This is a genomic window from Stenotrophomonas sp. NPDC047960 (assembly GCF_043204395.1).
Classification (GTDB): Bacteria; Pseudomonadota; Gammaproteobacteria; order Xanthomonadales; family Xanthomonadaceae; genus Stenotrophomonas.
In genome coordinates this window covers 400,803-424,252 of record NZ_JBIDBX010000005.1, presented here as the reverse complement: position 1 = coordinate 424,252, position 23,450 = coordinate 400,803, and the positions used below count along the sequence as shown (strand labels likewise).

The following is a 23,450-nucleotide window of genomic DNA, read 5'->3' as shown; positions in this document are numbered from 1 at the left end:
CGTGTAAAAAAACCAAAAACCAAACCGGGGTGTTGGTTTGGTATAGTGGTTCAGGGGGTTGTTGGCAATCCGGGGGGTTTTTTGGGAACCCCCCCCCCCGGGGGGGGCCCCCCCCCCGGGGGGCCCCCTTCCGCTGTTCCTTTGGCCACCGGCTCACTGTCAAAGGGTCGGCGGGCATGGGGGTACGGGGGCTTTACCGCTTTACCGCTTTACCGCTTTACCGCTTTACCGCTTTACGGCTTTACCGCTCTCAACGCGGAAAACCCACCAACGAATCCTCACTGATCTCACGAATGTTGCGCGCACCCGTCAGGGTCATCGCCACGCGCATTTCCTTCGCGATCAGATCCAGCAGGTTGGCCACGCCGGCCTCGCCGTGAGCCGCCAGCGCGTACACGAACGCGCGGCCAAGCAGCACGCCGTCGGCGCCCAGCGCCAGCATGCGTACTACGTCCAGCCCATTGCGGATGCCCGAATCGACCAGGATCTCCACCTCGCCCTTGACCGCACTGGCAATGGCCGGCAGCGCACGCGCCGTCGACAGCACCCCGTCCAGCTGGCGGCCGCCATGGTTGGATACCACGATGCCGTCGGCGCCGAAGCGCACCGCATCGCGCGCGTCTTCTGGATCCAGGATGCCCTTGATCACCATCGGCCCGGTCCAGAACTCGCGGATCCACTCCAGGTCCTTCCACGAAATGGACGGATCGAAATTGCTGCCCAGCCAACCGATGTAATCGCCCAGTCCGGTCGGGTTGCCGCGGTAGGTCGAAATGTTGCCCAGGTCATGTGGGCGCCCGCGCAGCCCAACGTCCCACGCCCAGCGCGGGTGCGTCACCGCCTGCAGCATGCGGCGCAGCGCCGCGTTGGGTCCGCTCATTCCCGAATGCGCATCGCGGTAGCGCGCACCGGGCGTGGGCATGTCCACCGTGAACACCAGCGTGGTGACCCCCGCCGCCCTGGCCCGCTCCAGCGCATTGCGCATGAAGCCGCGATCCTTCAGCACATACAGCTGGTACCACATCGGCCGATCAATGGCCGGTGCCACCTCCTCGATCGCACATACCGAAACGGTGGACAGCGTGAACGGAATGCCACGGCTCGCCGCCGCCCTCGCCGCCTGCACCTCGCCCCGTCGCGCAAACATCCCGGTCAGCCCCACCGGCCCCAGCGCCACCGGCATCGCCATGCGCTCACCCAGCAGCTCCGCGTCCAGGCTCAGGTCGGCCACGTTGCGCAGGATCCGCTGGCGCAGCGCGATCTCAGCCAGGTCCTCCACATTGCGGCGCAGCGTGTGCTCGGCGTACGCGCCGCCGTCGATGTAGTGGAACAGGAACGGCGGCAGCCGGCGTTGCGCGGCGGCGCGGTAATCGGTGGAAGCGGAAATGATCATGGCCCAACCATGGCGAAGCGTTCACGATCCGCCCATTAGACCAAAGATCTACTCCTGCGCAGCAGATTGTCGCCTAGCCGCAGCCGCACGGACTGGCCGGCCCCTTCAGTTCCACCGCATTGCCATCGGGGTCGCGCAGGGACAGCGACAGCCCGTCGCCTTCCGCGCCGAGGTTGCTGCTCACCTTCCCATCCACCACCACCCCGTGCATCGCCAGGTGCTCGCGCAGCGCCGCTTCGTCGAACGGCTCGATGCGCAGGCACAGGTGCTCCAGGTTGCGCCCCTGCGCCCCGGCCGCCGGGCCGCCGCGGACGCCTACTGCACCGTCCACGCTGACAAGGTCGATCATCGAAGACCCCGCATGCAGGTGCACCATGCCCAACGTCGGGCGCTCGCGCGCCACCGTGCAACCCAGCACATCGCGATAGAAGGCCACCGCACGCTGCAGGTCCTGCACCCGCAGCACCAGGTGATCAATGTGTCTGATCTCGAACGGACGCTCGCTGCTCATGGCGACTCCAGTTTCCTGGCCAGGCGACGGAACACCGTCAGCACGATCACGCACATCACGCTGACCCCGATTGCAATCACGTATTCCCCGATGCCCACCGCGATGCCGATGGCTGCGGCCATGATCAGCGAACTGGCCGTGGTCAGTCCGCTCACCTCGTCATCGCGGTTGCCGCGCAGGATGGTGCCCGCCGCCACGAAGCCAACGCACGCCACCACCGCTTCGATCAGGCGCACCGGATCCACCTGCAGCAGGTCGCGGTAGCGCTCCTGTTGGAAATGCTCGGCGATGCTGTCGCCCAGGCCCACGATCAGCGCGGCCGCGCCGGCAATCAGCATGTGCGTACGCAACCCGGCCGCATGCTTGCCCAGCTCGCGTTCGAGCCCGAGCACGCCGCCAAACAACATCGCTGCGGCAATGCGCAGCAGAATCGACAGATCCTGTTCCAGTCCCATCCAGCTCTCCTCGGCAATGCCTCCAGCCTTGCGTGAGCTTCGTGGGAGTGCCGTGAAATCCGGCGTGAGCGTGGCGTGCAGGCGCGGGCAGGCCCGCGCCTGCAGCAACCGGCTTACTGCGCCAGGTAGCCGCCATCAACGGCGTAGTAGGTGCCGGTGGCGAACGACGCGTCGGCGCTGGCCAGCCACGCCACCAGCGCCGCCACCTCTTCCGCCCTGCCCAGCCGGTTCAGCGCGTGCTTGGCCTCCAGCGCCTTGCGCACGGCCGGATCCATCTTGTCCAGCAACGGCGTGGAAATGAATCCGGGGCCCACCGCGTTGACCCGGATGTTGTCGCCCGCGTGTTCCCAGGCCGCGGTCTGGGTCAACCCGACCACGCCGTGCTTGGCAGCCACGTAGGCGGCCGAACTGGCGAACCCCACCTGACCCAGGATCGACGCCATGTTGATGATGCTGCCGCCTTTTCCGCCCCTGCGCATCGCCTGGATCTGCGCGCGCTGGCACAGGAACACGCTGTTGAGATTGACGTCGATGACACGCTTCCAGCCGTCCACGGGGTAGTCGCCGCTGCTGGCCGACGGGCCGCCGATGCCGGCGTTGTTGACCCCGATGTCCAGCCCGCCCAGTTCCTGCACCGTCCGCTGCACCGCAGCGTCCACCGCCGCCTCGTCGGTGACGTCCAGCGCGATGCCGATCGCTTTCACGCCCCTGCCACGAATCGCCTCGGCGGTCTTCTGCACCGCGTCGTCCTTCAGGTCCCACACCGCCACCGCCGCGCCGGAATCGGCCAGCAGCTCGGCCACCGCCAGGCCGATGCCGGAAACGCCACCGGTGACGATGGCCACCTTACCCTTGAGTTGGTAATCGATCATTGCACTGCCTCTGCTTGATGTCCCCCCACCCTACGCCTCGACGGCGTTACACAACGTGCACGCAATGCCCCGCAACAATGCTTCCCATCGCTGCAACGCACCTGGGCCTATGCTGGGTGTCGTACCCCTGCACGACTCCCCTTCCCCAAGGCATCGCACATGACACAGTCTCCTGACAGTACGTTGTTCAGCCCCACCCGGCTTGGCGCCATCGACGTCGGCAACCGCATCGCGATGGCGCCGCTTACCCGCAACCGCGCCATCGATGGGCGCGTGCCCAACCCCCTCGCCATCCAGTACTACGAGCAGCGTGCCAGCGCCGGGCTGATCATCGCCGAGGCCACGCAGATCAGCCCGCTCGGCCAGGGCTACCTGGATACGCCCGGCATCTACAGCCAGGCCCAGATCGATGCCTGGCGCAAGGTCACCGATGCGGTGCATGCGCGTGGTGGCCGCATCGTGCTGCAGCTCTGGCACGTGGGTCGCATTTCGCACACCAGCCTGCTGCCGGAAGGTGAAGTTCCGGTGGCGCCGAGTGCACTGCGTGCCAATGGCAAGACGTTCACGGCCAAGGGCTTCGAAGATGTCTCCGAACCGCGCGCACTGCGCCTGGACGAAATTCCCGCACTGGTGCAGGACTTCCGCCAGGCCGCCCGCAACGCCATCACCGCCGGGTTCGATGGCGTGGAAGTGCATGCCGCCAACGGTTACCTGATCGATCAGTTCCTGCGTGATGGCAGTAACCTGCGTACCGACGAATACGGCGGCAGCATTGAAAACCGGACCCGCCTGCTCGACGAAGTGGTGCGTGCAATCGCCTCGGAAATCGGCGCTGATCGCACTGGTGTGCGCCTGTCGCCGGTCACCCCCGCCAACGATGCGCGCGATTCGCAGCCGCAGGCCTTGTTTGAACGTGCGGTCGAGCGCCTGGATGCGATTGGCGGGTTGGCCTTCGTGCATGTCATCGAAGGCGCTACCGGCGGTCCGCGCGACAACATCCCGTTCGATTACGCGGCGCTGCGGGCGAAGTTCCGTGGCCCGTGGATCGCCAACAATGGCTACGACAAGGACAGCGCCGAGCAGGCCATCGCAACCGGCTATGCCGACATGATCGCGTTCGGGCGCGCCTTCATCGCCAACCCGGACCTGGTCGAGCGCCTGCGCCTGGGTGTGACCCTGTCCGAGCTTGACCCGGACACGCTGTATGGCGGTGGCGCCAAGGGCTACACCGACTACCCCAGCGTGTCGGGTGCTCAGTAAACCGGCAACGAAATGAACGATGCGTTGCCCGGTGCATGCCAGATCTGCTGGGTCGCCTTCTGGTAATCGCCCGGCTTGGCCAGGTAGATGTTGGGCACGAAGGTCTGCGGGTTGCGGTCGTACAGCGGGAACAGGCTGGACTGCACCTGCACCATCACCCGGTGGCCGGGCTGGAACACGTGATTGGCGGTGGGCAGCCCGAACCTGTAGTCCAGCACCTGGTTGGCGGTGATTGCTTTCGGTTCGCTGAAGCTTTCGCGGTAGCGGCCCCGGAAGATCGCCATCGACACGCCCAGCTCATAGCCGCCCATTTCCGGCGTCGACGGCACCTGGTCGGGGTACACGTCGATCAGCTTCACCACCCAGTCGCTGTCGCTGCCGCTGGTGGCCGCCTGCAGGTTCACCTGCGGCGCGCCACCGATCCGCAGCGGCTCGGTCAGCGGCTCGCTGACGAAGGTCAGCACGTCGGTGCGGCCATCCACGAAGCGCTGGTCCTTGACCAGCCAGCTGGTCCACATGTCGCGGTCGGCGAAGCGCACCGGGCGCGGTGCGAACGGCACCGGCTTGGCCGGGTCGGACACATAGGCATCGTGCGTGGCCTCGCCCGCCTTCGGCGCCTCGAACGACAGCTTGCCGCCCGCACGCAGGTACAGCGGTCTGGTCTGGGCGGTGGTACGCGGCCACTGCTGCAGCTTGTCCCAGTGGTTCTCGCCGGTGTTGTAGATCAGCACCGGCGGGGTATCGGCCTTGGCCGCGCCATCGACCAGGTACTGGTCGAAGAACGGCTTGAGCACGTCGCGGCGGAACTGCAGCGCGGTATCACCATCGAACTTCAGCGCGCCCAGGCTGCTGCCGTCATAGTTGACCTGGCTGTGGCGCCATGGGCCCATGACCAGGTAATTGAGGGTATTGCTGCTGTCTCGCGGCTCCATCGCGGCATAGCTGTGCACGGCGCCCCACATGTCCTCCTGGTCCCACAGGCCCTGCAGCCACATGGTGGGCACCTTCAATCCGGTCCTGGCCATGCGGGCATCCAGCGCCTGTTCCTGCCAGAAGGCATCGTAGGCCGGGTGTTCTACCAGCTTGTGCCACCACGCCAGCTGCTCCAGGCCGTTGGCCTTGGCATAGTCACCGGCCGAGCCGGCGCGCAGGAAGGTGGTGTAATCGTCGTAGCCGGTGCTGGGAATGGACGGCCCCTTGCCGCGCTTGGCCAGCTGGCCGGTGAAGTAGCCGAAGTTGACCTGGCGGAAGGCGCCGTAGTTGAGCCAGTCATCGCCCATCCAGCCATCGATCATCGGGCTCTGCGGCGCGGCGACCTTCAATGCGGGGTGCGGGTTGGTCAGCGCCATCACCACGGTGAAGCCCTCATACGAGGAACCCAGCATGCCGACCTTGCCGTTGCTTTCGGGCACGTGTCTGACCAGCCAGTCGATGGTGTCCCAGGCGTCGGTGGCATGGTCTACCTTGGTGTTGTTCAGTGGCCCACGCAGCGGCCGGGTCATCACGTAATCGCCTTCGGAGCCGTACTTGCCGCGGATATCCTGGAACGCGCGGATGTAGCCGGCATCGACGAACACTTCGTCGCCCTGCGGGAGGATGTCGCGCATGTGCGGCGAATCGATGCGCTTGGCGCGGTTGGCGGCATCGTACGGGGTACGGGTCAACAGCATCGGTGCATTGCGCGCGCCCTTGGGCACGACGATGACGGTGTACAGCTTTGTCCCATCGCGCATGGGAATCATCACTTCGCGCTTGTCGTAGTCATACCCCGCAATAGGGGTGACGAATCCCTTGGCCGGAATATCCGGCGTCATCGGCGCGGTCTGTGCCGACACGCTGGCGGCAATCATCAGGCTCAACAGCACGACAGGCACGACACGGACACGCATGGCTCTCTCCGGGAAGGTGATGGCGACCAACCCTCGCAGCCTAGCGCCATTCTTCCCTGCCCGATATGTGCCGATGGTTGGCCGCGAACGGCCGCGCCGCAGCGCAACGACGCGCCCGATTGACGAACGCGTCGCCACGCGCCTTTGCAAACAATGGCCTACGCTGCTCGTATCCCTGGCTTGGGCTGGCGGGGGTGGGTTTGCGGGACCGTAGAGCGCCATGGATGGCGCGAACGAGACTACAGGGACGTACTTGCGGCGTGTCCCGCAAACCCACACCCGCCAGCCAAGCCCCAGACATTCGCAGACCAAGGCTGTTCGCCGCAATGCGTGAGCGCTCTAAACGCCCACGCACCACGTAGACCTCACTTCACCACACCACCACTCAACACCATCGGCGAGGTCTGCAGCGGCTCATTGGCCGAACGCGAAAGCTGCAGCTCGTAACGGCCTTCCGCAATCTTCCACTGCTTGTCGGCCGTATCGAAACTGGCCATCGCCTTCGGTTCGGCCTCGATGCGGATCCGGCGCGATTCACCCGGCTGCAGCGTGACCTTCTGGAACCCGATCAGGCGGATCGGCGTGGTGCTGCCTTCCGGCATCTTCAGGTACAGCTGGGCCACGTCCGCACCGGCCACCTTGCCGGTGTTGCGCACATCCACCGTCGCCACCAGGCGCTGGCCCATTGCCGTGTAGCTCAGGTTGTCGTACTGGAACTGCGTGTACGAGAGCCCGTGGCCGAACGCGAACTGCGGGGTGAGGCCCTTGGCCGCGAACCACTTGTAACCGACGTTGGCACCTTCGATGTTGTAATCGATGGTGTCGTCCGGCTTCTGCTTTGGATTGAAGCCCAGCCCGTTCACATGCGGGCGCGGCAGCTGCGACGCATCCACCGGCCACGTGACCGGCAGCCGGCCCGACGGATTCACCTTGCCCGTCAACAGCGCCGCGATGGCCTCACCGCCGCGGATGCCCGGGTACCACGCCTGCAGGATCGCCGGCACCTGCTGCAGCCACGGCAGCTCGACCGGCCCGTTGGTTTCCAGCACCACCACCGTCTTCGGATTGGCCTTGGCCACCCCTGCAATCAGTTTGTCCTGGTTGTCCGGCAGCTGCATGTGCGGCAGATCGACCGATTCGGCCGACCACTGCGTTGCGAACACGATCGCCACGTCGGCCGCAGCGGCAGCGCGCGCGGCAGCCGCCACGTCACGGCCGTCCACGTACTCGATGGTCGCGTCCGGGCGCTCGGCGCGCAGCGCCTGCAGCGGCGAGGACGGGTGGAAGATCACCGGGCCCGGCCAGGTGGTCGGCAGCACGCCCGGCACTGCATTGGTGCCACGCGCGGTCCAGCCCACCATCGACGAACCACCGCCGCCGATCACGCCCTTGTCGGCATGCCCGCCGATGATCACGATGCGCTGCACGTCCCTGCCCAGCGGCAGCACGTCGCCGGCGTTGCGCAGCAGCACGCTGCCTTCTTCAACGGTGCGCTGCGCCGCGGCAAAGCCGGCTTCGTCGTCGATCGGCCCATGCTGCGGCGGCAGGTCGAAGTTGCCGTGCGCGAACATGGTGCGCAGGATCCGCGCGACCATATCGTTCAAACGCGCCTGCGGCACGGTACCACCGGCCACTGCCAGGCGCAGCGGCTCGTCGAAGTACACCGCCTTGTCGAACACCTCGCCCGCCGACTGCTGGTCCAGCCCGGCCAGCGCCGCCTTCGAACCGCTGTGCACGCCGCCCCAGTCGGACATCACGAAACCAGGGAACTTCCATTCCTGCTTGAGCACCTGATTCATCAGGTAATCGTGCTCGCAGCCATAGGTGCCGTTGATACGGTTGTAGGAGCACATCACCGAACCGGGCTTGCCTGCATCGAGTGCGATCTCGAACGCCAGCAGGTCCGACTCGCGCATCGCCTGTTCGCCGATTTCGGCACTGTGGAAGTTGCGCGAGGTTTCCATGTCGTTGAGCGCGAAGTGCTTCATCGTCGAAATCACGTGCTGGCTCTGCACGCCCCGGATCGATTCGCCCACCAGGCGGCCGGCCAGCACCGGGTCTTCGCCGGCATATTCGAAGTTGCGGCCATTGCGCGGGTCGCGCTGCAGGTTGACGCTGCCGGCCAGCAGGATGTTGAAGCGCTGCTGCCAGGCCTCGCGGCCCATGGTAGCGCCGCCGGTGAAGGCGATCTGCGGGTTCCAGGTCGAGGCGGTGGAGGGGCCCGAGGGCATCGCCGTGGCATGGTCGCCCTTGCGGATCCCGCCCGGGTTGGTCACGCCCACGCCGGCATCAGCCGACTGCTGGGCCGGGATCCCCAGGCGCGGCACGCCCGGCACGAACCCGGCCGAACCGACCGCGCCTTCCGGGAGCGGCCCGCCATCCTTGCCCAGCCCGAAGTAGCTGTGCAGCATCTGGAACTTCTCGTCCACGGTCATCCGCGCCACCAGCAGCTTGGCGCGCGCATCCGCGCTCAGGCCGGTGTCCATCCATGGCGTGTCGCCCCCCACCGGCGCGCTGTAGCCCAGCGTCAGCAGCTGGCCGGCAACGCTGGTGTCGGCATCCAGGCGCAGCTTCACCGGCCTGGTCGTGGCGGCATCGAAGCCGGCACTGTAGCCGGCGCCCTTGCCGATGGCGGCGAAACCAGCGGCGGTGGCGCTGTCCGCATCCGAACCCAGCAGCAGTGCGGGCGCCCCCAGGCGCGAGCCGTCCACCAGCGCCTTGACCGGCGCGCCATCGGCATCGGCGCCGGCAGCGCGCGTGTACAGCGCCACCACGTGGCGGCCGTCGTTGAGGCGCAGGTAATTCAGGCCCGGTGCTTCCACGCCCGACTCGGCTTCCACCGGCAGGCGCGAAAGCACGATGCTGCCGCGCTGCTCGGCCGCAGCCTGGTCGGCGCTGACGAAGCGATAGGTGTAGCCGAGGTCGTCGGCCAGGGCCGCCAGCGGATCGGGTGCCTGCGCGCTTTCCGTGGTGTCGGCAGGACGGATCACATTGCCGATGGTCAGCGCATCCACGTCCAGCGCCTGCAGTTGTTCGGCCACCGCCTTGGCATCCAGGTAGGTCGGTGCCTGGTCCAGGCGGAGCACGGTGAAGGCCTCGCCCCCCACCGCCGGTGCCGCGAAGGCAGAGGCAGACAGCGACAGGGCGATGGCGGCCGTCAGGGCCAGGGGCTTTGTAATCGTTTTCATAAGCGGGCGAAACACCTTTGCTGACGCAGTAAATCCAGGGAGTCTTGCCGCAGAAGGGTGCAGCGCCGTCATGGCGGGATCCCGGCACGCAACCGCGCTCGGGATCGAACTACACGGGCGCGCCAGCCACGATCAGGCCCCTCCGCCTGTCGCCACAGCCACCGCATCCGTCGGGTGCCGTCACCAGCACCCGTCCGCTCAAGAGTCGTTCACCCTGTTCATCCGTGTCAACAGCGTGTTCAGGTTCGCGGCGCCGGATCCGGCTTGATCACTTCGGTCTCGGCAGCCGTCAGCGCCCTGCCCTGGGCATCGCGCGGCAGCAGCGGTGCCAGGTCCTGTCCGGTGCCGATCACCTGCAGGTGCGAACGCGGTTCAGACGGGTCGAACAGATGGCCCTCGCCCCATTGGCGCAGCGCCACCACCAGCGGGAACAGCGCCTGGCCTTGGGCGGTGAGCACGTAGTCGTGGTAACGGCTGCCATCGGCGGCGGCCTGCTGGGTCAGCACGCCGGCGTCCTGCAGGGCCTGCAGGCGCTGGCTGAGCATGCTGCGCGACATGCCCAGGCCACGTTGGAAATCGCTGAAGCGGCGCACGCCATCGAAGGCGTCGCGCACGATCAGCAGCGACCAGCGGTCGCCGATCAGGTCCAGCGCGCGCGCGACCGGGCAGGTGCGGTTGAGATCGGGGTGCATGGCGATCCTCCTTGGGTGGTTTCATTTTAGAACCAAATGCCACAGACTCAACTGGTTCTATTTCGAGACCATACATGTCCACCACCGCCCCCCTCCCGCGCATCGCCCCTTCCCTGCTGCTGCTGTTCGCCTGCGCGGCCGGGCTCAGCGTGGCCAACGTCTATTACGCCCAGCCGCTGCTGGATGCGCTGTCGGCCGACCTGCGCATCGGCGTGTCCTGGATCGGCGCGGTGATCGCCGCGACCCAGGTCGGGTCGGTGGCCGCCCTGCTGTGGCTGGTGCCGCTGGGCGACCGGGTCGAGCGGCGGCGACTGATGGCGCTGCAGACCGCCGCGCTGATGCTGGCGCTGCTCTGTGTTGCTGCCGCCGGTACGGCCATGGGCCTGCTGCTGGCCATGTCCGCCGTGGGCCTGCTGGGCACCGCGATGACCCAAGGGCTGATTGCCTACGCAGCCGCCGCCGCACCGGTGCATGCGCGTGGCCGCGTGGTCGGCGCGGCGCAGGCCGGGGTGGTGATCGGGCTGCTGCTGGCACGGCTGGTGGCGGGCGTGGTGGCAGATCTGGGCGGCTGGCGCACGGTGTACCTGCTCTCTGCCGGTGTGATGGGAGTGACCGGGGTGCTGCTGTGGCGGCATCTGCCGCCTCTTGCGGTTCCAATCGCCTCGCCAAGGCTGTCACTGCGGGCCCTGCTACGCCAGCAACCGGTGCTGCGTCGGCGTGGGCTGCTGGGGGTGTTGATGTTCACCGGGTTCGGGCTGTTCTGGAGCAGCATGGCGCTGCCGTTGAGCGCGCCGCCGTTCCGGCTTGGGCACACCGCGATCGGTGCGTTCGCCCTGGTGGGCCTGCTCGGCGCACTGGCCGCCGCACGCAGCGGGCACTGGAGCGACCGTGGCCATGCCAGGCGGGTGACGCTGGGGGCTCTGCTGTTGCTGCTGTTGAGCTGGTGGCCGTTGTCGGCGCTGCACGCCTCGCTGGGCTGGCTGGTGCTGGGCGTACTGCTGCTGGATCTGGCCGTACAGGCCCTGCATGTGACCAACCAGAGCCTGATCCTGGCGGCGGCGCCGACGCAGGCCCAGGCGCAGGTGATTGCGGCGTACATGTTGTTCTATGCGGCCGGAAGCGGGTTGGGCGCCTTGCTGGGAAGCGCGGTGTATGCGGCGCATGGGTGGGGGGCAGTGTGTTGGGTGGGGGCTGGGGTGTCGCTGTTGGCGTTGGGGATTTTTTTGCGGGGGTCATGGACGTCTGACGGGCGGCTTCGGCGGGGGTAAACGTCGCGCTACGAATTCATTAGCAATTTTGCTAATAACACGTAGCATGTCGGTCTCAACCCTTGACACCTGCCCTGCCTATCCTCGCCTTCATGTTCAGGTTTCCCGCCCACTCCTGCTCTTTCCAGCCTTGCCGGGAGGTGCGCTGATGGGCGCGGTGGTGGCCTTGGAACAACTGCTGGAAAGCCGCCAGGTCTGGCGAGGGCAGCCGCGCGGGACGGCGCCGGAAACCCCCGCCCATCCGACCGGGCACCCGGCGCTGGACAGCCGCCTGCCCGGGGGTGGCTGGCCGCCCTCGGCCCTGTCCGAAGTACTGCTGGCCGCACCCGGCCAGGGCGAGCTGGCGCTGGTCTGGCCGACCCTGGCCCGGCTCAGCCAGCTGCAGCAGACCGTGGTGCTGGTCGCCCCACCGCACTTGCCGCATGCCCCGGCCTGGGCCGGCGCCGGGCTGGCCCTGGGCCAGCTGCAGGTGGTGCGCGCCACCCCGCGCGAAGCGCTGTGGGCGGCTGAACAATGCCTGCGCTCGGCCGCCTGTGCAGCGGTGCTGTGCTGGCCGGGACATGCCGACGACCGCGCCCTGCGCCGGCTGCAGGTGGCCGCCGAAACCGGCCAGTGCCTGGGCTTTGCCTTCCGCGACAGCCGGCTGGCCCGCAACCCCTCCCCCGCCCCGTTGCGCCTGCAGCTCGATGCCGGCCAGGTGCGGGTGCTCAAATGCCGCGGCGGCATGGCACCGGCGCAGCCGTTGCCGCTGGCCTTGGCCCATTGAGGCGCTGCCATGCAGTGGGCCTGCCTGTTGCTGCCTCAACTGGCGCTGGACGCGGCCCTGCGCCAGCAGCCCGATCCGCGCGCGCCGCTGGTGCTGGTCACCGGCCCGGCCCAGCGCCGGGTGCTGCATGCGGTAAGCCCGGCGGCGCGCCAGCTGGGCCTGCGCCGCGGCATGCTGCTGTCGGCCGCCCAGGTGCTGACCCGCGACATGCTCACGGTGGACTACGACCCGCGCGCCGAACAGGACACCCGCCAACTGCTGGCCAGCTGGCTGTACGGCATCAGCTCGCAGGTGAGCCTGGCGTTCCCGCATGCGCTGGCGCTGGAAATCGGCGCCAGCCGCGCCCTGTTCGGTGACTGGCCGGCAATCGAACAGCGCCTGCGCGACGGCCTGAAGGAACTCGGCTTCCGCCATCGGCTGGTAGCCGCGCCCAACCCGCACGCTGCCTGGGTGCTCACCCGCGTGCATGCGCGGCTGGGCGTGGATGCAACGGCGCTGGAACCTGCACTGGCGCAGATCCCGATCGACCGCAGCGGCCTGCCGGCCGAGGCTGTCACGGTACTGGCCCGCTCCGGCCTGCGTACGCTGGGCGCGGCCTTCGCGCTCCCCCGCGAGAGCCTGACCCGGCGGTTCCCGGCCCAGGTGCTGACCCACCTGGATGCGCTGCGCGGTATCGGCAGCGCGCCGCTGCAGTACTTCCGGCCGCCGGACCGGTTCGATGCACGGATCGAGTTCGAGTACGAAATCGAATCGACCCAGGCACTGCTGTTCCCGTTGCGCCGTCTCACCGCTGACCTGGCCGCCTTCCTGTGCTCGCGCGATGGCGGCGCGCAGCAGTTCGACCTGTGGTTCGAACATGAGCGCCACCCCGATACCCGGCTGACCGTGGGCCTGCTCGCGCCCGAACGCGATGCGGCCATGCTGTTCGAACTGGCGCGCAACCGGGTCGACCACCTGCGCCTGCCTGCCGGCAGCCGCGGGCTGCGCCTGCAGGCCGAACAGCTGCCGCCGTTCGTGCCGGCCGCGCGCGACCTGTTCGACCCGCGTCCGCAGCAGGCCATGCCCTGGGAACAGCTGCGCGAACGCCTGCGTGCGCGGCTGGGCGACGATGCCGTGCAGGGCGTGGGACTACGCGCCGAACATCGGCCCGAACGCGCCAGCGGCCCAGCCACAGCGGCCATCAAAGGCCCGCCGCCGGCCTTGCCGTTGCGCCCGGGCTGGCTGCTGGCCACGCCGCAGCCGCTGTACGACCCGGACCTGCGCATCCTCTCCGGGCCGGAGCGGATTGAATCGGGCTGGTGGGACGAAGGCGATGTGCGCCGCGACTACTACGTGGTCGAAACCGCGCTGGGCCAGCGTGCGTGGGCCTATACCGCCGCCGGTGCACGGCACGGACCCTTCATGCTGCACGGCTGGTTCGCATGAGTACCGCCCTGCCCGATTACGCCGAACTGCATTGCCTGTCGGCCTTCAGTTTCCAGCGCGGTGCCTCCATCGCCGACGAGCTGTTCGCGCGTGCGAAAGAACAGGGCTACAAGGCCCTGGCCATCACCGACGAATGTTCGCTGGCCGGCATCGTGCGCGCCTGGCAGGCGGCGAAGAAACATGGGCTGGCCCTGATCACCGGTGCGGAGTTCCAGGTCGAGGACGGGCCCAAGGTGGTACTGCTGTGCACCGACCTGGCCGCCTATGCAGGGCTGTGCCAGCTGATCACTACCTGCCGCCGGCGCGCGCCCAAGGGCCAGTACCGCTGCCTGCGCGAGGACTTCGACGCCCTGCCCGACAGTCTGCTGTGCCTGTGGCCGGCGCGGTCGCCCAATGCCGATGATGCCGCGTGGCTGCACGCACGCTTCGCGCACCGGCTGTGGCTGGCGGTGGAACTGCACCGCGAGGCCGACGACGTGGCGCGGCTGGAGGCGCTGCTGGAGTTCGGCTATGCCCATGACCTGCCGCTGGTGGCCAGTGGCGACGTGCACATGCACGTGCGCCGCCGCCGTGCGCTGCAGGACACGCTCACCGCGATCCGCCAGCACTGCACCATCGCCGATGCTGGCTGGCACCTGTTCCCGAATGGTGAACGCCACCTGCGAACGCGCCAGGCGCTGGCCGCGCTGTACCCGCCCGAACTGCTGGAGGAAACCCTGCGCGTAGCCGGGCGCTGCCGGTTCGACCTGGCGCAGCTGCAGTACACCTACCCGCGCGAGCTGGTTCCCGACGGCCACGACCCGGCCAGCTGGCTGCGCGTCCTGGTCGAAGAGGGCATGCGCTGGCGCTGGCCCGGCGGCGCCAGCGAAGCGCAGCGGCGACAGATCGAACACGAGCTGCGCCTGATCCACCTCAAGCAGTACGAATCGTACTTCCTGACCGTGCACGACATCGTGCGCTTCGCCCGCAGCCAGCAGATCCTGTGCCAGGGCCGTGGTTCGGCGGCCAATTCGTCGGTGTGCTTCGTGCTGGGCGTGACCGAGATCGACCCCAGCCACATGGAACTGCTGTTCGAACGCTTCATCTCTGAAGAACGCGACGAACCACCGGACATCGACATCGATTTCGAACACGAACGCCGCGAGGAAGTGCTGCAGTACGTGTTCAACCGCTACGGCCGCGAACGTGCCGCGCTCACCGCCGTGGCGATCAGCTACCGCGGCCGCAGTGCAGTGCGCGACGTGGCGCGCGTGCTGGGCCTGCCGCCGGACCAGGTCAACGAACTGGCCGCCTGCCTGGACCGCTGGAGCAGCCACGAGCCGCTGCCCGAGGCCCTGCGCGAACGCGGCTTCGACCCGGACACGCCGCTGATGCAGCGGGTGGTGGCGCTCACCGCTGAACTGGTGGACTTCCCGCGCCACCTGTCCCAGCACCCGGGCGGTTTCGTGATTTCCGAGCACCCGCTGTCGACCCTGGTGCCGGTGGAAAACGCGGCCATGGCCGACCGCACCGTGATCCAGTGGGACAAGGACGACCTGGATGCCACCGGGCTGATGAAGGTCGACTGCCTGGCGCTGGGCATGCTCACCGCCGTGCGCAAATGTCTGGCCATGCTGCACGCCCATGGCGCCCCGGCGATGGGCATGGCCGACATCCCGGCGGGTGACACCGCCACCTACGACATGATCTGCCGTGCCGATACGCTGGGCGTGTTCCAGATCGAATCGCGCGCGCAGATGGCGATGCTGCCGCGCATGCAGCCGCGCTGTTTCTACGACCTGGTGATCGAAGTAGCGATCGTGCGGCCCGGCCCGATCCAGGGCGACATGGTCCATCCCTACCTCAACCGCCGCAAGCGGCTCAAGGAAGAAGGGATCGAAGAAATCGACTACCCACCGGCACTGGAAAAAGTATTCAGGCGCACCCTGGGCGTGCCCCTGTTCCAGGAACAGGTGATGCAACTGGCGGTGGCCGCCGCCGGCTTCAGTCCCGGCGAGGCCGATGCGCTGCGCCGTTCGATGGCTGCCTGGAAACGCCACGGGGGGCTGGATCCGCACCGCGACAAACTACTGGCCGGCATGGCGAAGAACAACTACAGCCGCGAATACGGCGAACGCCTGTTCGAGCAGATCAAGGGCTTCGGCAGCTACGGCTTTCCGGAAAGCCACGCGGCCAGTTTCGCGCTGATCACCTATGTCAGCTGCTGGCTCAAGTGCCACCACCCCTCGGCGTTTGCCGCCAGCCTGATCAACAGCCAGCCGCTGGGGTTCTACACGCCGGACCAGATCCTGCAGGATGCGCGCCGGCATGGCGTGCCGGTGCTGCCGGTGGACGTGCGCCACAGCGACTGGGACTGCACGCTGGTGCCGGCCACCCAGCGCGACGCCCTGCCCGGCATCCGGCTTGGCCTGCGCATGATCGATGGTTTCAGCGAAGCGGTGGCCGGGGCCGTCATGCAGGCACGTGCCCGGCATGCCTTCGACAGCGTGGCCGACCTCAGCCAGCGGGCCCGCCTGGACCGCCGCCACCAGGGGCTGCTGGCCGATGCCGGCGCGCTGAAGGGGTTGAGCGGGCACCGCCACCGCGCCCGCTGGGATGTCTCCGGCGTCGAAAAGCCACTGCCGCTGTTCGAGGACATCCGCGCCACTGCCGATGCCGCCGTGGCGTTGCCGGCACCGAGTGCGTTCGAGGACATGCAGGCCGACTACAACAGCACCGGCACGACCCTGGGCCAGCACATGGTGTCCTTCATCCGCGACGCGCTGCGCGCCCGCCGCTGCCAGCGCTCGGACGAACTGGCGCAGCTGCCGCACGGGCGCAGCGTGCGTTTCGCCGGGTTGGTACGCATGCGCCAGCGCCCGCAGACCGCCAGCGGGGTGACCTTCCTCACCCTCGAAGACGAAAGCGGCATGGTCAATGCGGTGGTCTGGCGCAGAACCGCCGACCGCCAGCACCGGGTGCTGGTGGAGGCGCAGCTGATGCAGATCGATGGCCGGCTGGAACGGGTGGATGGCGTGCAGCACCTGATCGTGCAGCGCATGCACAACCTCGATGCACTGATTGACGGAGTGCGCACCCACAGCCGCGATTTTCATTGATTGCTGTGACCGGTTTCACGCTGACGATAGATACAGACTTTTCCGACTGGTGCGGTCATCACGGCTTCGGCTATGGTCGCTGCCATCCAAGGATCCGGAGCCTGCCATGTCGCGCGCACTCACCCTCACCACACTGGCGGTGTCCAGCCTTGCCCTGCTGGTGTCGGGCTACACCGCCGTGCAGCTGCACCGCAGCCAGTCCGCCGAACGGGTGATCACCGCGCGCGGGCTGGTCATCCAGGACGGCAGCGGCCAGGCCCGGGTGGTCCTCGGCGCGCCGCTGCCTGACCCGCTCAGCAAGGGTGTCCCGCAGGGCCCGCGCGCGTCCCCGCTTTCGGGCGTGGCACTGCTAGGTGCCGACGGCTCCGAGCGTGGCAGCTATGGCACCGCCGATGTCGGCGATGAGGCCTCGCTCACGCTGGATGATGCCAAGGGCACCACCGAAGTGTTCAAGATCACCGCCAACCCGGATCGCGGCGCCACCCTGGTGATCAAACACCAGAACAGCACCGGCGCCATGCTCACCTCCTGGCAGGGCAAGCCGGAGCTGATCTTCCTCAACGACAACGGGCAGTCGCATTACATCCGTCCGGGGACAACCGCGGCGCCTTGATCCGGCCGTTGCCCACCGTGCGAAAATGCGGGCCGCGCCTGTTCCGGAACACGTCATGTCCATCGTCGCCCCCGCCTGGCCGCAGGCCACTACCGTTGAGGATTTCCGCCATAACCTCGAGGCGGTGCACGCACGCATCGCGGCCGCATGCGTGCGCGCAGGACGTGATCCGGCCACGGTGCGGCTGCTGCCGGTGAGCAAGACCGTGGACGAAGCGCGGCTGCGTCTGGCGGTGCAGGCCGGCTGCGATACGCTGGGCGAAAACAAGGTGCAGGAAGCCAAGGGCAAGGCCGAGGCGATGGCCGACCTCGGCATCCGCTGGTCGGTGATCGGCCACCTGCAGACCAACAAGGCGCGCGATGTGGCCCGCTTTGCCAGCGAATTCCAGGCGCTGGACAGCCTGCGCGTAGCCCAGGCGCTGGACCAGCGGCTGGCGCAGGAAGGCCGCACGCTGGACGTGTTCGTGCAGGTCAATTCCTCCGGCGAAGCCAGCAAATATGGATTGGAGCCGATCGAGGTGGCCGACTTCGTGCAGCAGCTGCCCGCTTTCACCCACCTGCGCGTACGCGGCTTGATGACCCTGGCGCTGTTCTCGGCCGATCCCGAACAGGTGCGCCCCTGTTTCGTGCGCCTGCGCGACCTGCGCGACCGCCTGCGTCCGACCCTGCCGTCAGGCATCAGCCTGGACGAACTGTCGATGGGCATGTCCGGCGATTTCGAGATCGCCATCGAGGAAGGCGCCACGGTGGTACGTGTAGGCCAGGCGATTTTCGGCGCGCGCAGCACACCGGACAGTCAGTATTGGCCGACGCCTGCGCGTTGATCGGCGCCGCGGCGTCCCGTCACCCCACCAACCCCTGCATATGCCGTGCATGCTCTGCCGCCTGCGCATGCAACCACTCACGAAACGCCAGAAATCCCTGGTGCGTGGACGAGCGTGGCGGATACACCAGCCAATGCGACCAGCGCGTTTTCAACCGGTGCGGCGACAGGGCAATCAACTGCCCCGAATCCAGCAGCAGCCGCGCCCGCGTCACCCGCCCCAGCGCGACCCCGAAGCCGTCCAGCGCAGCACGATGATGCGATTCAGAGTCATTGAGCATGGCCACGTAGCGCGACGGCGCCATCTCTCCGATCGAGGCGAACCAGCGCTGCCACTCGCCATCCGGATCCCCCAACAGCGGCCACTGCGCCAGCGGCAGCGCACCCAGCCCACCCATGCGCTCCACCAGTGACGGGCTGGCCATCGGCATCAGCCACTCATCGAACAGTGGCTCCACATGCAGGCCACTCCACTGCCCGGCACCGACCCGCAACGCGGCATCGCACTGCAGCTGGCGATCAAAATCGGTGAGCCGTTCGCTGGATTCCAGGTTGAATTCGATCTCCGGGTGGCAGGCCACGAACGAACCCAGCCGGGGCACCAGCCAGTTGGAGGCCATCGACGGCAATGCACTGACCGACAGCACGCGGTCGTGGCGCGCGCCGAACGGCTGCAGCGCCTGCGCGATCGCATCCAGGTGCGGGCCCACCTGCTCCAGCAACCGCTGGCCTTCGGGGGTCACCCGCACCCCGCGCGCCTGCCGCTGCAGCAGCGCATAGCCCAGGCGCTCCTCCAGCTGCCGCATCTGGTGGCTGAGCGCACTGACAGTGAGGTTCAGTGAATCGGCCGCCCGGGTCAGGTTGCCAAGACGTGCGGCGGTGACGAAATTCTGCAAAGGCTGCAGCGGGATACGGGACATGGCGACTTGAATCCAGTTCAAGAAAGACTTGCGAAAGGATCGCTTTTACGTCTCCCATCCTGCCCCTATCGTGAGCTCCACTCAAGTGGAGGACACACATGAACATCTACAGCGGATTGTTGTTCCTGCACGGGCATATCGCAGATACGGCGTTGGCGCAGGCGCTGGCGGAGCCAGAAAAGGTGCCCGCGGGTGAAGCGGCGCGGGGGGTGGCAGGGACAGCCACGCAGGCCGTGGCTCTACCGGCTCCGACTACCTGCGAGGTTGGCACGGCACGGCGTTGACAGCGCGCCTTACGGGGCCAGCTTGGACTCGGGCAGCACCCGCGGCCGGCTGTCGTACCAGTCACGCGCCCCGGACAGGTGCCAGGTGCGCTTGCCGCCGTCCAGTTCGATGCCGGCCCCAAGCAGGCCCCAGCGCAGGTACAGGTCGCCACGGCGCTGCGCCTGCTCCAAGTCCAGTCGTGCCCGTAGCGAAAGCCGCTCGTTTTCGGCCTGCAGGTCGTCCACCGCCAAGTGCTCGCGGCGCCAGCGCAGCTGGCCGCTGGCCTGCACTTCGCCCGAATCGAGCAGCCCCAATACCCAGCGCGGATACTGGCTGCGCTCGGCGTAGATACCCAGCAGCGGCCCGGCGTCCCGCAGCCGCAGGTCGGCACGCGCATCCACCTGGAACGGCGCTTCGGACTGGATATGTCCGCTGCGCAGATCGACCTCGCCCCACCAGCCGCCCTTGGCGGCATCGCCGTCCACCTGCACGTTGCGCAGGCTGAGCGTAGTGCCACTGAGGTCGAACCGGCCGCTGTCGAAGTCGGCACGCTGCACCTTTGCCTTCACCTGCGCATCGCCACGCAACGACAGGCCGGCGGCCTGCATGTGCGCACCGGTGCCGCGCAGGTCCGCGCGGCCCTGCCCGACCCGTCCGGCAGCGTCCAGCGTGACCTCACCGCTGAGCAGTGCGGTACCCCCGAGCAGGCGCACGTTATCATTGCCCACATAGCGGTTATAGGCAGTCAGGTCGGGTACGCGGGCATCCTTGAAACGCAGTTGGGCGCGCATCCCGTCGCGCAGCTGCTGCAGCCGCGCATCGCCGCGGAGCGTCAACGCCAGCGCCTTGCCGTCGAACAGCACCGCCTTGGGCGCATCGCTGGGCGCCGCCCGGAATCGGGGAATATCGACCTTCAGTTCCGCCTGTGGCGGCGCACCGTCGACGATGCGCCCCACCGCATGTGCATCGCCCTGCATGCGCACGCCTGCTACCTCGGCAACCGCCGCCACCTGTGGCACCTCCAGGGTGCTGCCCGGCGCCAACTGGCCATCATCGATGCGCAGGTCACCCTGCAGAAGACCGCCACCCTCCAGCTTGAACCAAGGCTTGCGCACGAACAGGTCGGCAATCCAGTTCAGCGACTCGAACCGCCACGCGCCGCGTACCTGCCCGGACAGGCGCGGCAACAGTTCGGCCGGCGCTTCGAACGGAATCTTCCGGCCGGTGATGCGCAGGTCCGCGTGCAGTTCGCTGCCTGTGTCCGGGTCGCGCGGCAGGCGTGCCTGCACGCGCATGTTCTGGGCCACGTCCAGCTGCAGCGACAACAGGCCGCGATCGGGTGCATGGACGCCGGCATGCACCGGCACTCGCCACACCACCCGGCTGCCGGGTTGCAGCAGGCCGCGGTCCATCACCACATCTGCCGTGAGCCGTGCCTCGGCGGGCACGCTGCCGACCTTGACGTGGGGCCCGGCAGTGTCGATCCTGATCGCCTGGCTGCGCCCGTCCACCTGCAGCTGCGCGAACGTGATGCCGAACTTGCGCAGGCCCGGGGCTTCGTCCCGATAGTGACGCGGGTAATGGAAGCGTGCGGCCAGGTGCGCCTCATCAAGCAGCCTGACCCCATCGTAGGTGACCGTGGCCTGCTCGAAGCCAGCGGTGGAATCGAACAGTTCGGACGGCCCACCCTTGACCTGCTTCTGGAAGCCCACCGTGCCGTGGCCCTGCCCGGCAATCAGCAACTTGCCGAAGCGGCCACTGCGGATGCTGTCGCTGTGGATCGCATCCAGGCGGATGTTCCAGCCGCGGTCACCACGCGGTGGCGGCGGGATCGCCTTTTCCACCCGCTGGATGTCCGCTTCCACGCCGGTGGCGTTGATGCCGGGAATGCGCACCTCGCGGTTGAACAGGTGCACCAGCGAAATCCACGCGCTCGCGCGGTCGGCGCGGAAGACGTAGACAGTATGGTTGGCCTGGCCGCGGATGTGGATGTTCCAGACGACCGCATGGCCCGGCAGCAGCGTCAGCGCCGGACCGGTCTGCAGACTGAATTTTTCAGGTTTGCGGTTGGTGACCGCATCGAACAGCGGCGTGTTGAGGAACACATTGCCGGCAACAAGGTACAGCGCATACAGCGCCAGCAGCGAGAGCAACGCCACGCGCCATGGCCGGGGCCAGCGCCGGACGCGCTCGGGAATCAGGGGCATGGAGTTCTGCGACGAAGCGGAGTGACGCCGCCACTATCGACAACCGGGCGACGGAGCCGTGTGAAGACGCCCCCCCCCCCCCCCGACGCCGCTCAACCCGCCCGCCGCTCCGGGTCCCATGCCATCGGCTGCCACAATTCCAGCTTGTTCCCATCCGGATCAAGTGGACTGAACCTGCACGCGCAAAAGAAAACGGCGGACCGTTGCGCCGGCCTGCCGTTGTCCCGTGACGCATGCGAAGGGCGGTCAGGCTTCGGCTTCGGGCAGCTTGGCCACGACCTTGAATTCCACGTCGAACCCGCTCAGCCAGGTCACGCCCACTGCGGTCAAGGCGGGATGGGGCGCCTCGCCCCAGTACTCGAGCACCACCGGCCACACCCGCTCCAGGATGCGGTCCGGGTCGATCATGAAGACAGTCACGTCCACCACATCGTCGAACGTGCAGCCGGCGGCCGCCAGCACTGCGTTGAGGTTCTCGAACAGCTTGTGCACCTGTGCTTCCAGGCCCGGTTCGGGCGAACCGTCCTCGCGGCTCCCGACCTGGCCGGACACGAACAGGAAGCCGTTGGACCGCACCGCCGGCGAGTAACGGTAGCGGGCGTACAGGTCCTGTCGGCCGGAGGGGAACACGACGTCGCGACTTGCCATTGCAGACTCCAAAGGGGTTTTTGCCCCGGGTGATGGGATATATCCACGGTAGGCGCCCCGGCCCGGCCGATAAACCACCAACCTTGTCCATCACTGTTTGTAGAATCCAAACAATTGACCGCAGGAGTGCCGATGGACCGTTTCGATGCCATGCAGGCCTTTGCCCGGGTCGTGGAGACCGGCAGCTTCACCCGGGCCGCCCAGACCCTGCATATGAGCCGCACCACGGTGACCCAGCTGGTGCAGCAGCTGGAAGCGCGGCTGCGTGTGCGCCTGCTCAACCGCACCACCCGCCAGGTCAATGTGACCGACGATGGGGCGGCGTACTACGAGCACGTGTCGCGCCTGCTGGCCGATCTGGACGATGCCGAAACCAGCCTCTCCAGCTTTGCGGCCAGCCCGCGCGGCCGCTTGCGGGTAGACGTTCCCGCACCGCTGGCGCGGTTCCTGCTGGTGCCGGCCCTGCCCGGCTTTCAGGCGAGGTATCCGGACATCCAGCTGGACCTGGGGGTCAGTGATCGCAACGTCGACCTGATCGATGAAAACGTGGACTGCGTGATCCGCGGCGGCGTACTCACCGACCCTTCGCTGGTGGCACGGCACATCGGCGACCTGCAGGCAGGGCTGTACGCCGCGCCGCAGTACCTGGCCACGGTTGGCATGCCCGACCATCCCAAGGGATTGGAAGCCGAACCGCATCGCATCGTCGGTTACCGGGGCTCGCGGCGTGCAGGGGCCATGCCCTACGCGCTGCGGCGAGGCGAAGAGACGCTGACCGTGCACGGCCGCCATCAGCTGGCCGTCGACGACGGCAACGCCTACCTGGCCGCCGGCGTGGCCGGGCTCGGCGTGCTCTGGCTGCCCGATTACGTTGCCGCCGCGCACGCCGAACGCGGCGAACTGGTGCGCGTGCTCACCGACTGGCAGGTCGACCCGATGCCACTGCACATCGCCTTCCGCCCCAACCGCCACGTCAGCGCCAAGCTCCGCGTCTTCGTCGACTGGGTAGCGGCCCTGATGGCCGAACACGTACCGGTGATACTGCCGGCCCATGTCGATATCGAACCGACACGGGATGGGTAGGGTCGGTTCCCAGACGACTGCCGATAGAGTTGATCAGCACGGTAACGCATGACCCTGGGCGGAAACGTTGCTTCGC

At 67.7% G+C, this 23,450-nt stretch carries 19 protein-coding genes; 9 read left to right on the top strand and 10 right to left on the bottom strand.

Annotated features, from left to right (window positions below; genetic code table 11):
* Positions 1-250: 250 nt before the first annotated feature.
* The 4 genes from lldD to ACGFZ3_RS13685 form a co-directional block, all read right to left on the bottom strand.
* Positions 251-1,393, bottom strand: coding sequence for an FMN-dependent L-lactate dehydrogenase LldD (lldD, locus tag ACGFZ3_RS13700; RefSeq protein ID WP_392921997.1), 1,143 nt, complete (start codon positions 1,391-1,393; stop codon positions 251-253).
* A 73-nt stretch (positions 1,394-1,466) separates the two neighbouring features.
* A complete protein-coding gene (locus ACGFZ3_RS13695) occupies positions 1,467-1,904 on the bottom strand; it encodes a VOC family protein (RefSeq protein ID WP_392921993.1) in 438 nt (145 codons plus the stop codon).
* A complete protein-coding gene (locus ACGFZ3_RS13690; protein ID WP_392921990.1) occupies positions 1,901-2,359 on the bottom strand; it encodes an MgtC/SapB family protein in 459 nt (152 codons plus the stop codon). The genes ACGFZ3_RS13695 and ACGFZ3_RS13690 overlap by 4 nt, the downstream gene beginning before the upstream one ends.
* Positions 2,360-2,472: 113 nt before the next feature.
* Positions 2,473-3,231 (bottom strand): SDR family NAD(P)-dependent oxidoreductase, encoded by a 759-nt coding sequence (locus tag ACGFZ3_RS13685; protein WP_392921986.1) that lies wholly within the window; start codon positions 3,229-3,231, stop codon positions 2,473-2,475.
* Positions 3,232-3,390: 159 nt separating this feature from the next.
* On the opposite strand from ACGFZ3_RS13685, the gene ACGFZ3_RS13680 reads away from it, so the two are divergent.
* Positions 3,391-4,491, top strand: a complete 1,101-nt coding sequence (locus ACGFZ3_RS13680) for an alkene reductase (RefSeq protein WP_392921982.1) — start codon at positions 3,391-3,393, stop codon at positions 4,489-4,491.
* Here ACGFZ3_RS13680 and ACGFZ3_RS13675 read toward each other — a convergent pair.
* The 3 genes from ACGFZ3_RS13675 to ACGFZ3_RS13665 form a co-directional block, all read right to left on the bottom strand.
* Positions 4,485-6,380 carry a CocE/NonD family hydrolase gene (locus tag ACGFZ3_RS13675; RefSeq protein WP_392921978.1) on the bottom strand — a complete coding sequence of 632 codons (1,896 nt, stop codon included), beginning with the start codon at positions 6,378-6,380 and terminating at the stop codon, positions 4,485-4,487. The two genes, ACGFZ3_RS13680 and ACGFZ3_RS13675, sit on opposite strands and share 7 nt — an antisense overlap.
* 365 nt (positions 6,381-6,745) lie before the next feature.
* Positions 6,746-9,568, bottom strand: coding sequence for a beta-glucosidase (locus ACGFZ3_RS13670; RefSeq protein WP_392921975.1), 2,823 nt, complete (start codon positions 9,566-9,568; stop codon positions 6,746-6,748).
* Between the two features lie 239 nt (positions 9,569-9,807).
* Positions 9,808-10,260 (bottom strand): winged helix-turn-helix transcriptional regulator, encoded by a 453-nt coding sequence (locus ACGFZ3_RS13665; RefSeq protein ID WP_392921971.1) that lies wholly within the window; start codon positions 10,258-10,260, stop codon positions 9,808-9,810.
* 74 nt (positions 10,261-10,334) lie between these two features.
* On the opposite strand from ACGFZ3_RS13665, the gene ACGFZ3_RS13660 reads away from it, so the two are divergent.
* The 6 genes from ACGFZ3_RS13660 to ACGFZ3_RS13635 all read left to right on the top strand — a co-directional run bounded on the left by ACGFZ3_RS13660 (position 10,335) and on the right by ACGFZ3_RS13635 (position 18,253).
* A complete protein-coding gene (locus tag ACGFZ3_RS13660; RefSeq protein ID WP_392921968.1) occupies positions 10,335-11,528 on the top strand; it encodes an MFS transporter in 1,194 nt (397 codons plus the stop codon).
* 148 nt (positions 11,529-11,676) lie between these two features.
* Entirely contained in the window at positions 11,677-12,294 is a 618-nt protein-coding gene (imuA, locus tag ACGFZ3_RS13655) for a translesion DNA synthesis-associated protein ImuA (RefSeq protein WP_392921964.1), read from the top strand.
* Positions 12,295-12,303: 9 nt separating this feature from the next.
* The gene (locus ACGFZ3_RS13650) at positions 12,304-13,719 is read left to right on the top strand and encodes a Y-family DNA polymerase (RefSeq protein ID WP_392921962.1); all 1,416 of its coding nucleotides are present in this window, start codon (positions 12,304-12,306) and stop codon (positions 13,717-13,719) included.
* Complete coding sequence (locus ACGFZ3_RS13645; protein ID WP_392921959.1) at positions 13,716-16,817, top strand: error-prone DNA polymerase; 3,102 nt, start codon at positions 13,716-13,718, stop codon at positions 16,815-16,817. The genes ACGFZ3_RS13650 and ACGFZ3_RS13645 overlap by 4 nt, the downstream gene beginning before the upstream one ends.
* Positions 16,818-16,923: 106 nt before the next feature.
* The gene (locus tag ACGFZ3_RS13640) at positions 16,924-17,430 is read left to right on the top strand and encodes a hypothetical protein (protein WP_392921956.1); all 507 of its coding nucleotides are present in this window, start codon (positions 16,924-16,926) and stop codon (positions 17,428-17,430) included.
* Positions 17,431-17,485: 55 nt separating this feature from the next.
* Complete coding sequence (locus tag ACGFZ3_RS13635; RefSeq protein WP_392921953.1) at positions 17,486-18,253, top strand: YggS family pyridoxal phosphate-dependent enzyme; 768 nt, start codon at positions 17,486-17,488, stop codon at positions 18,251-18,253.
* A gap of 19 nt (positions 18,254-18,272) precedes the next feature.
* On the opposite strand, the gene ACGFZ3_RS13630 is transcribed toward ACGFZ3_RS13635, so the two are convergent.
* Positions 18,273-19,172, bottom strand: coding sequence for a LysR substrate-binding domain-containing protein (locus tag ACGFZ3_RS13630; protein ID WP_392921950.1), 900 nt, complete (start codon positions 19,170-19,172; stop codon positions 18,273-18,275).
* Positions 19,173-19,270: 98 nt separating this feature from the next.
* On the opposite strand from ACGFZ3_RS13630, the gene ACGFZ3_RS13625 reads away from it, so the two are divergent.
* Positions 19,271-19,456, top strand: coding sequence for a hypothetical protein (locus ACGFZ3_RS13625; protein WP_392922044.1), 186 nt, complete (start codon positions 19,271-19,273; stop codon positions 19,454-19,456).
* A gap of 9 nt (positions 19,457-19,465) precedes the next feature.
* On the opposite strand, the gene ACGFZ3_RS13620 is transcribed toward ACGFZ3_RS13625, so the two are convergent.
* Entirely contained in the window at positions 19,466-21,643 is a 2,178-nt protein-coding gene (locus ACGFZ3_RS13620) for a hypothetical protein (protein WP_392921946.1), read from the bottom strand.
* A 246-nt stretch (positions 21,644-21,889) separates the two neighbouring features.
* A complete protein-coding gene (locus ACGFZ3_RS13615) occupies positions 21,890-22,291 on the bottom strand; it encodes a RidA family protein (protein WP_392921943.1) in 402 nt (133 codons plus the stop codon).
* A 114-nt stretch (positions 22,292-22,405) separates the two neighbouring features.
* Here ACGFZ3_RS13615 and ACGFZ3_RS13610 point away from each other — a divergent pair, with 114 nt between their 5' ends.
* On the top strand, positions 22,406-23,374 hold the full coding sequence (locus ACGFZ3_RS13610) for a LysR substrate-binding domain-containing protein (RefSeq protein WP_392921941.1): 969 nt from the start codon (positions 22,406-22,408) through the stop codon (positions 23,372-23,374).
* Positions 23,375-23,450 lie beyond the last annotated feature (76 nt).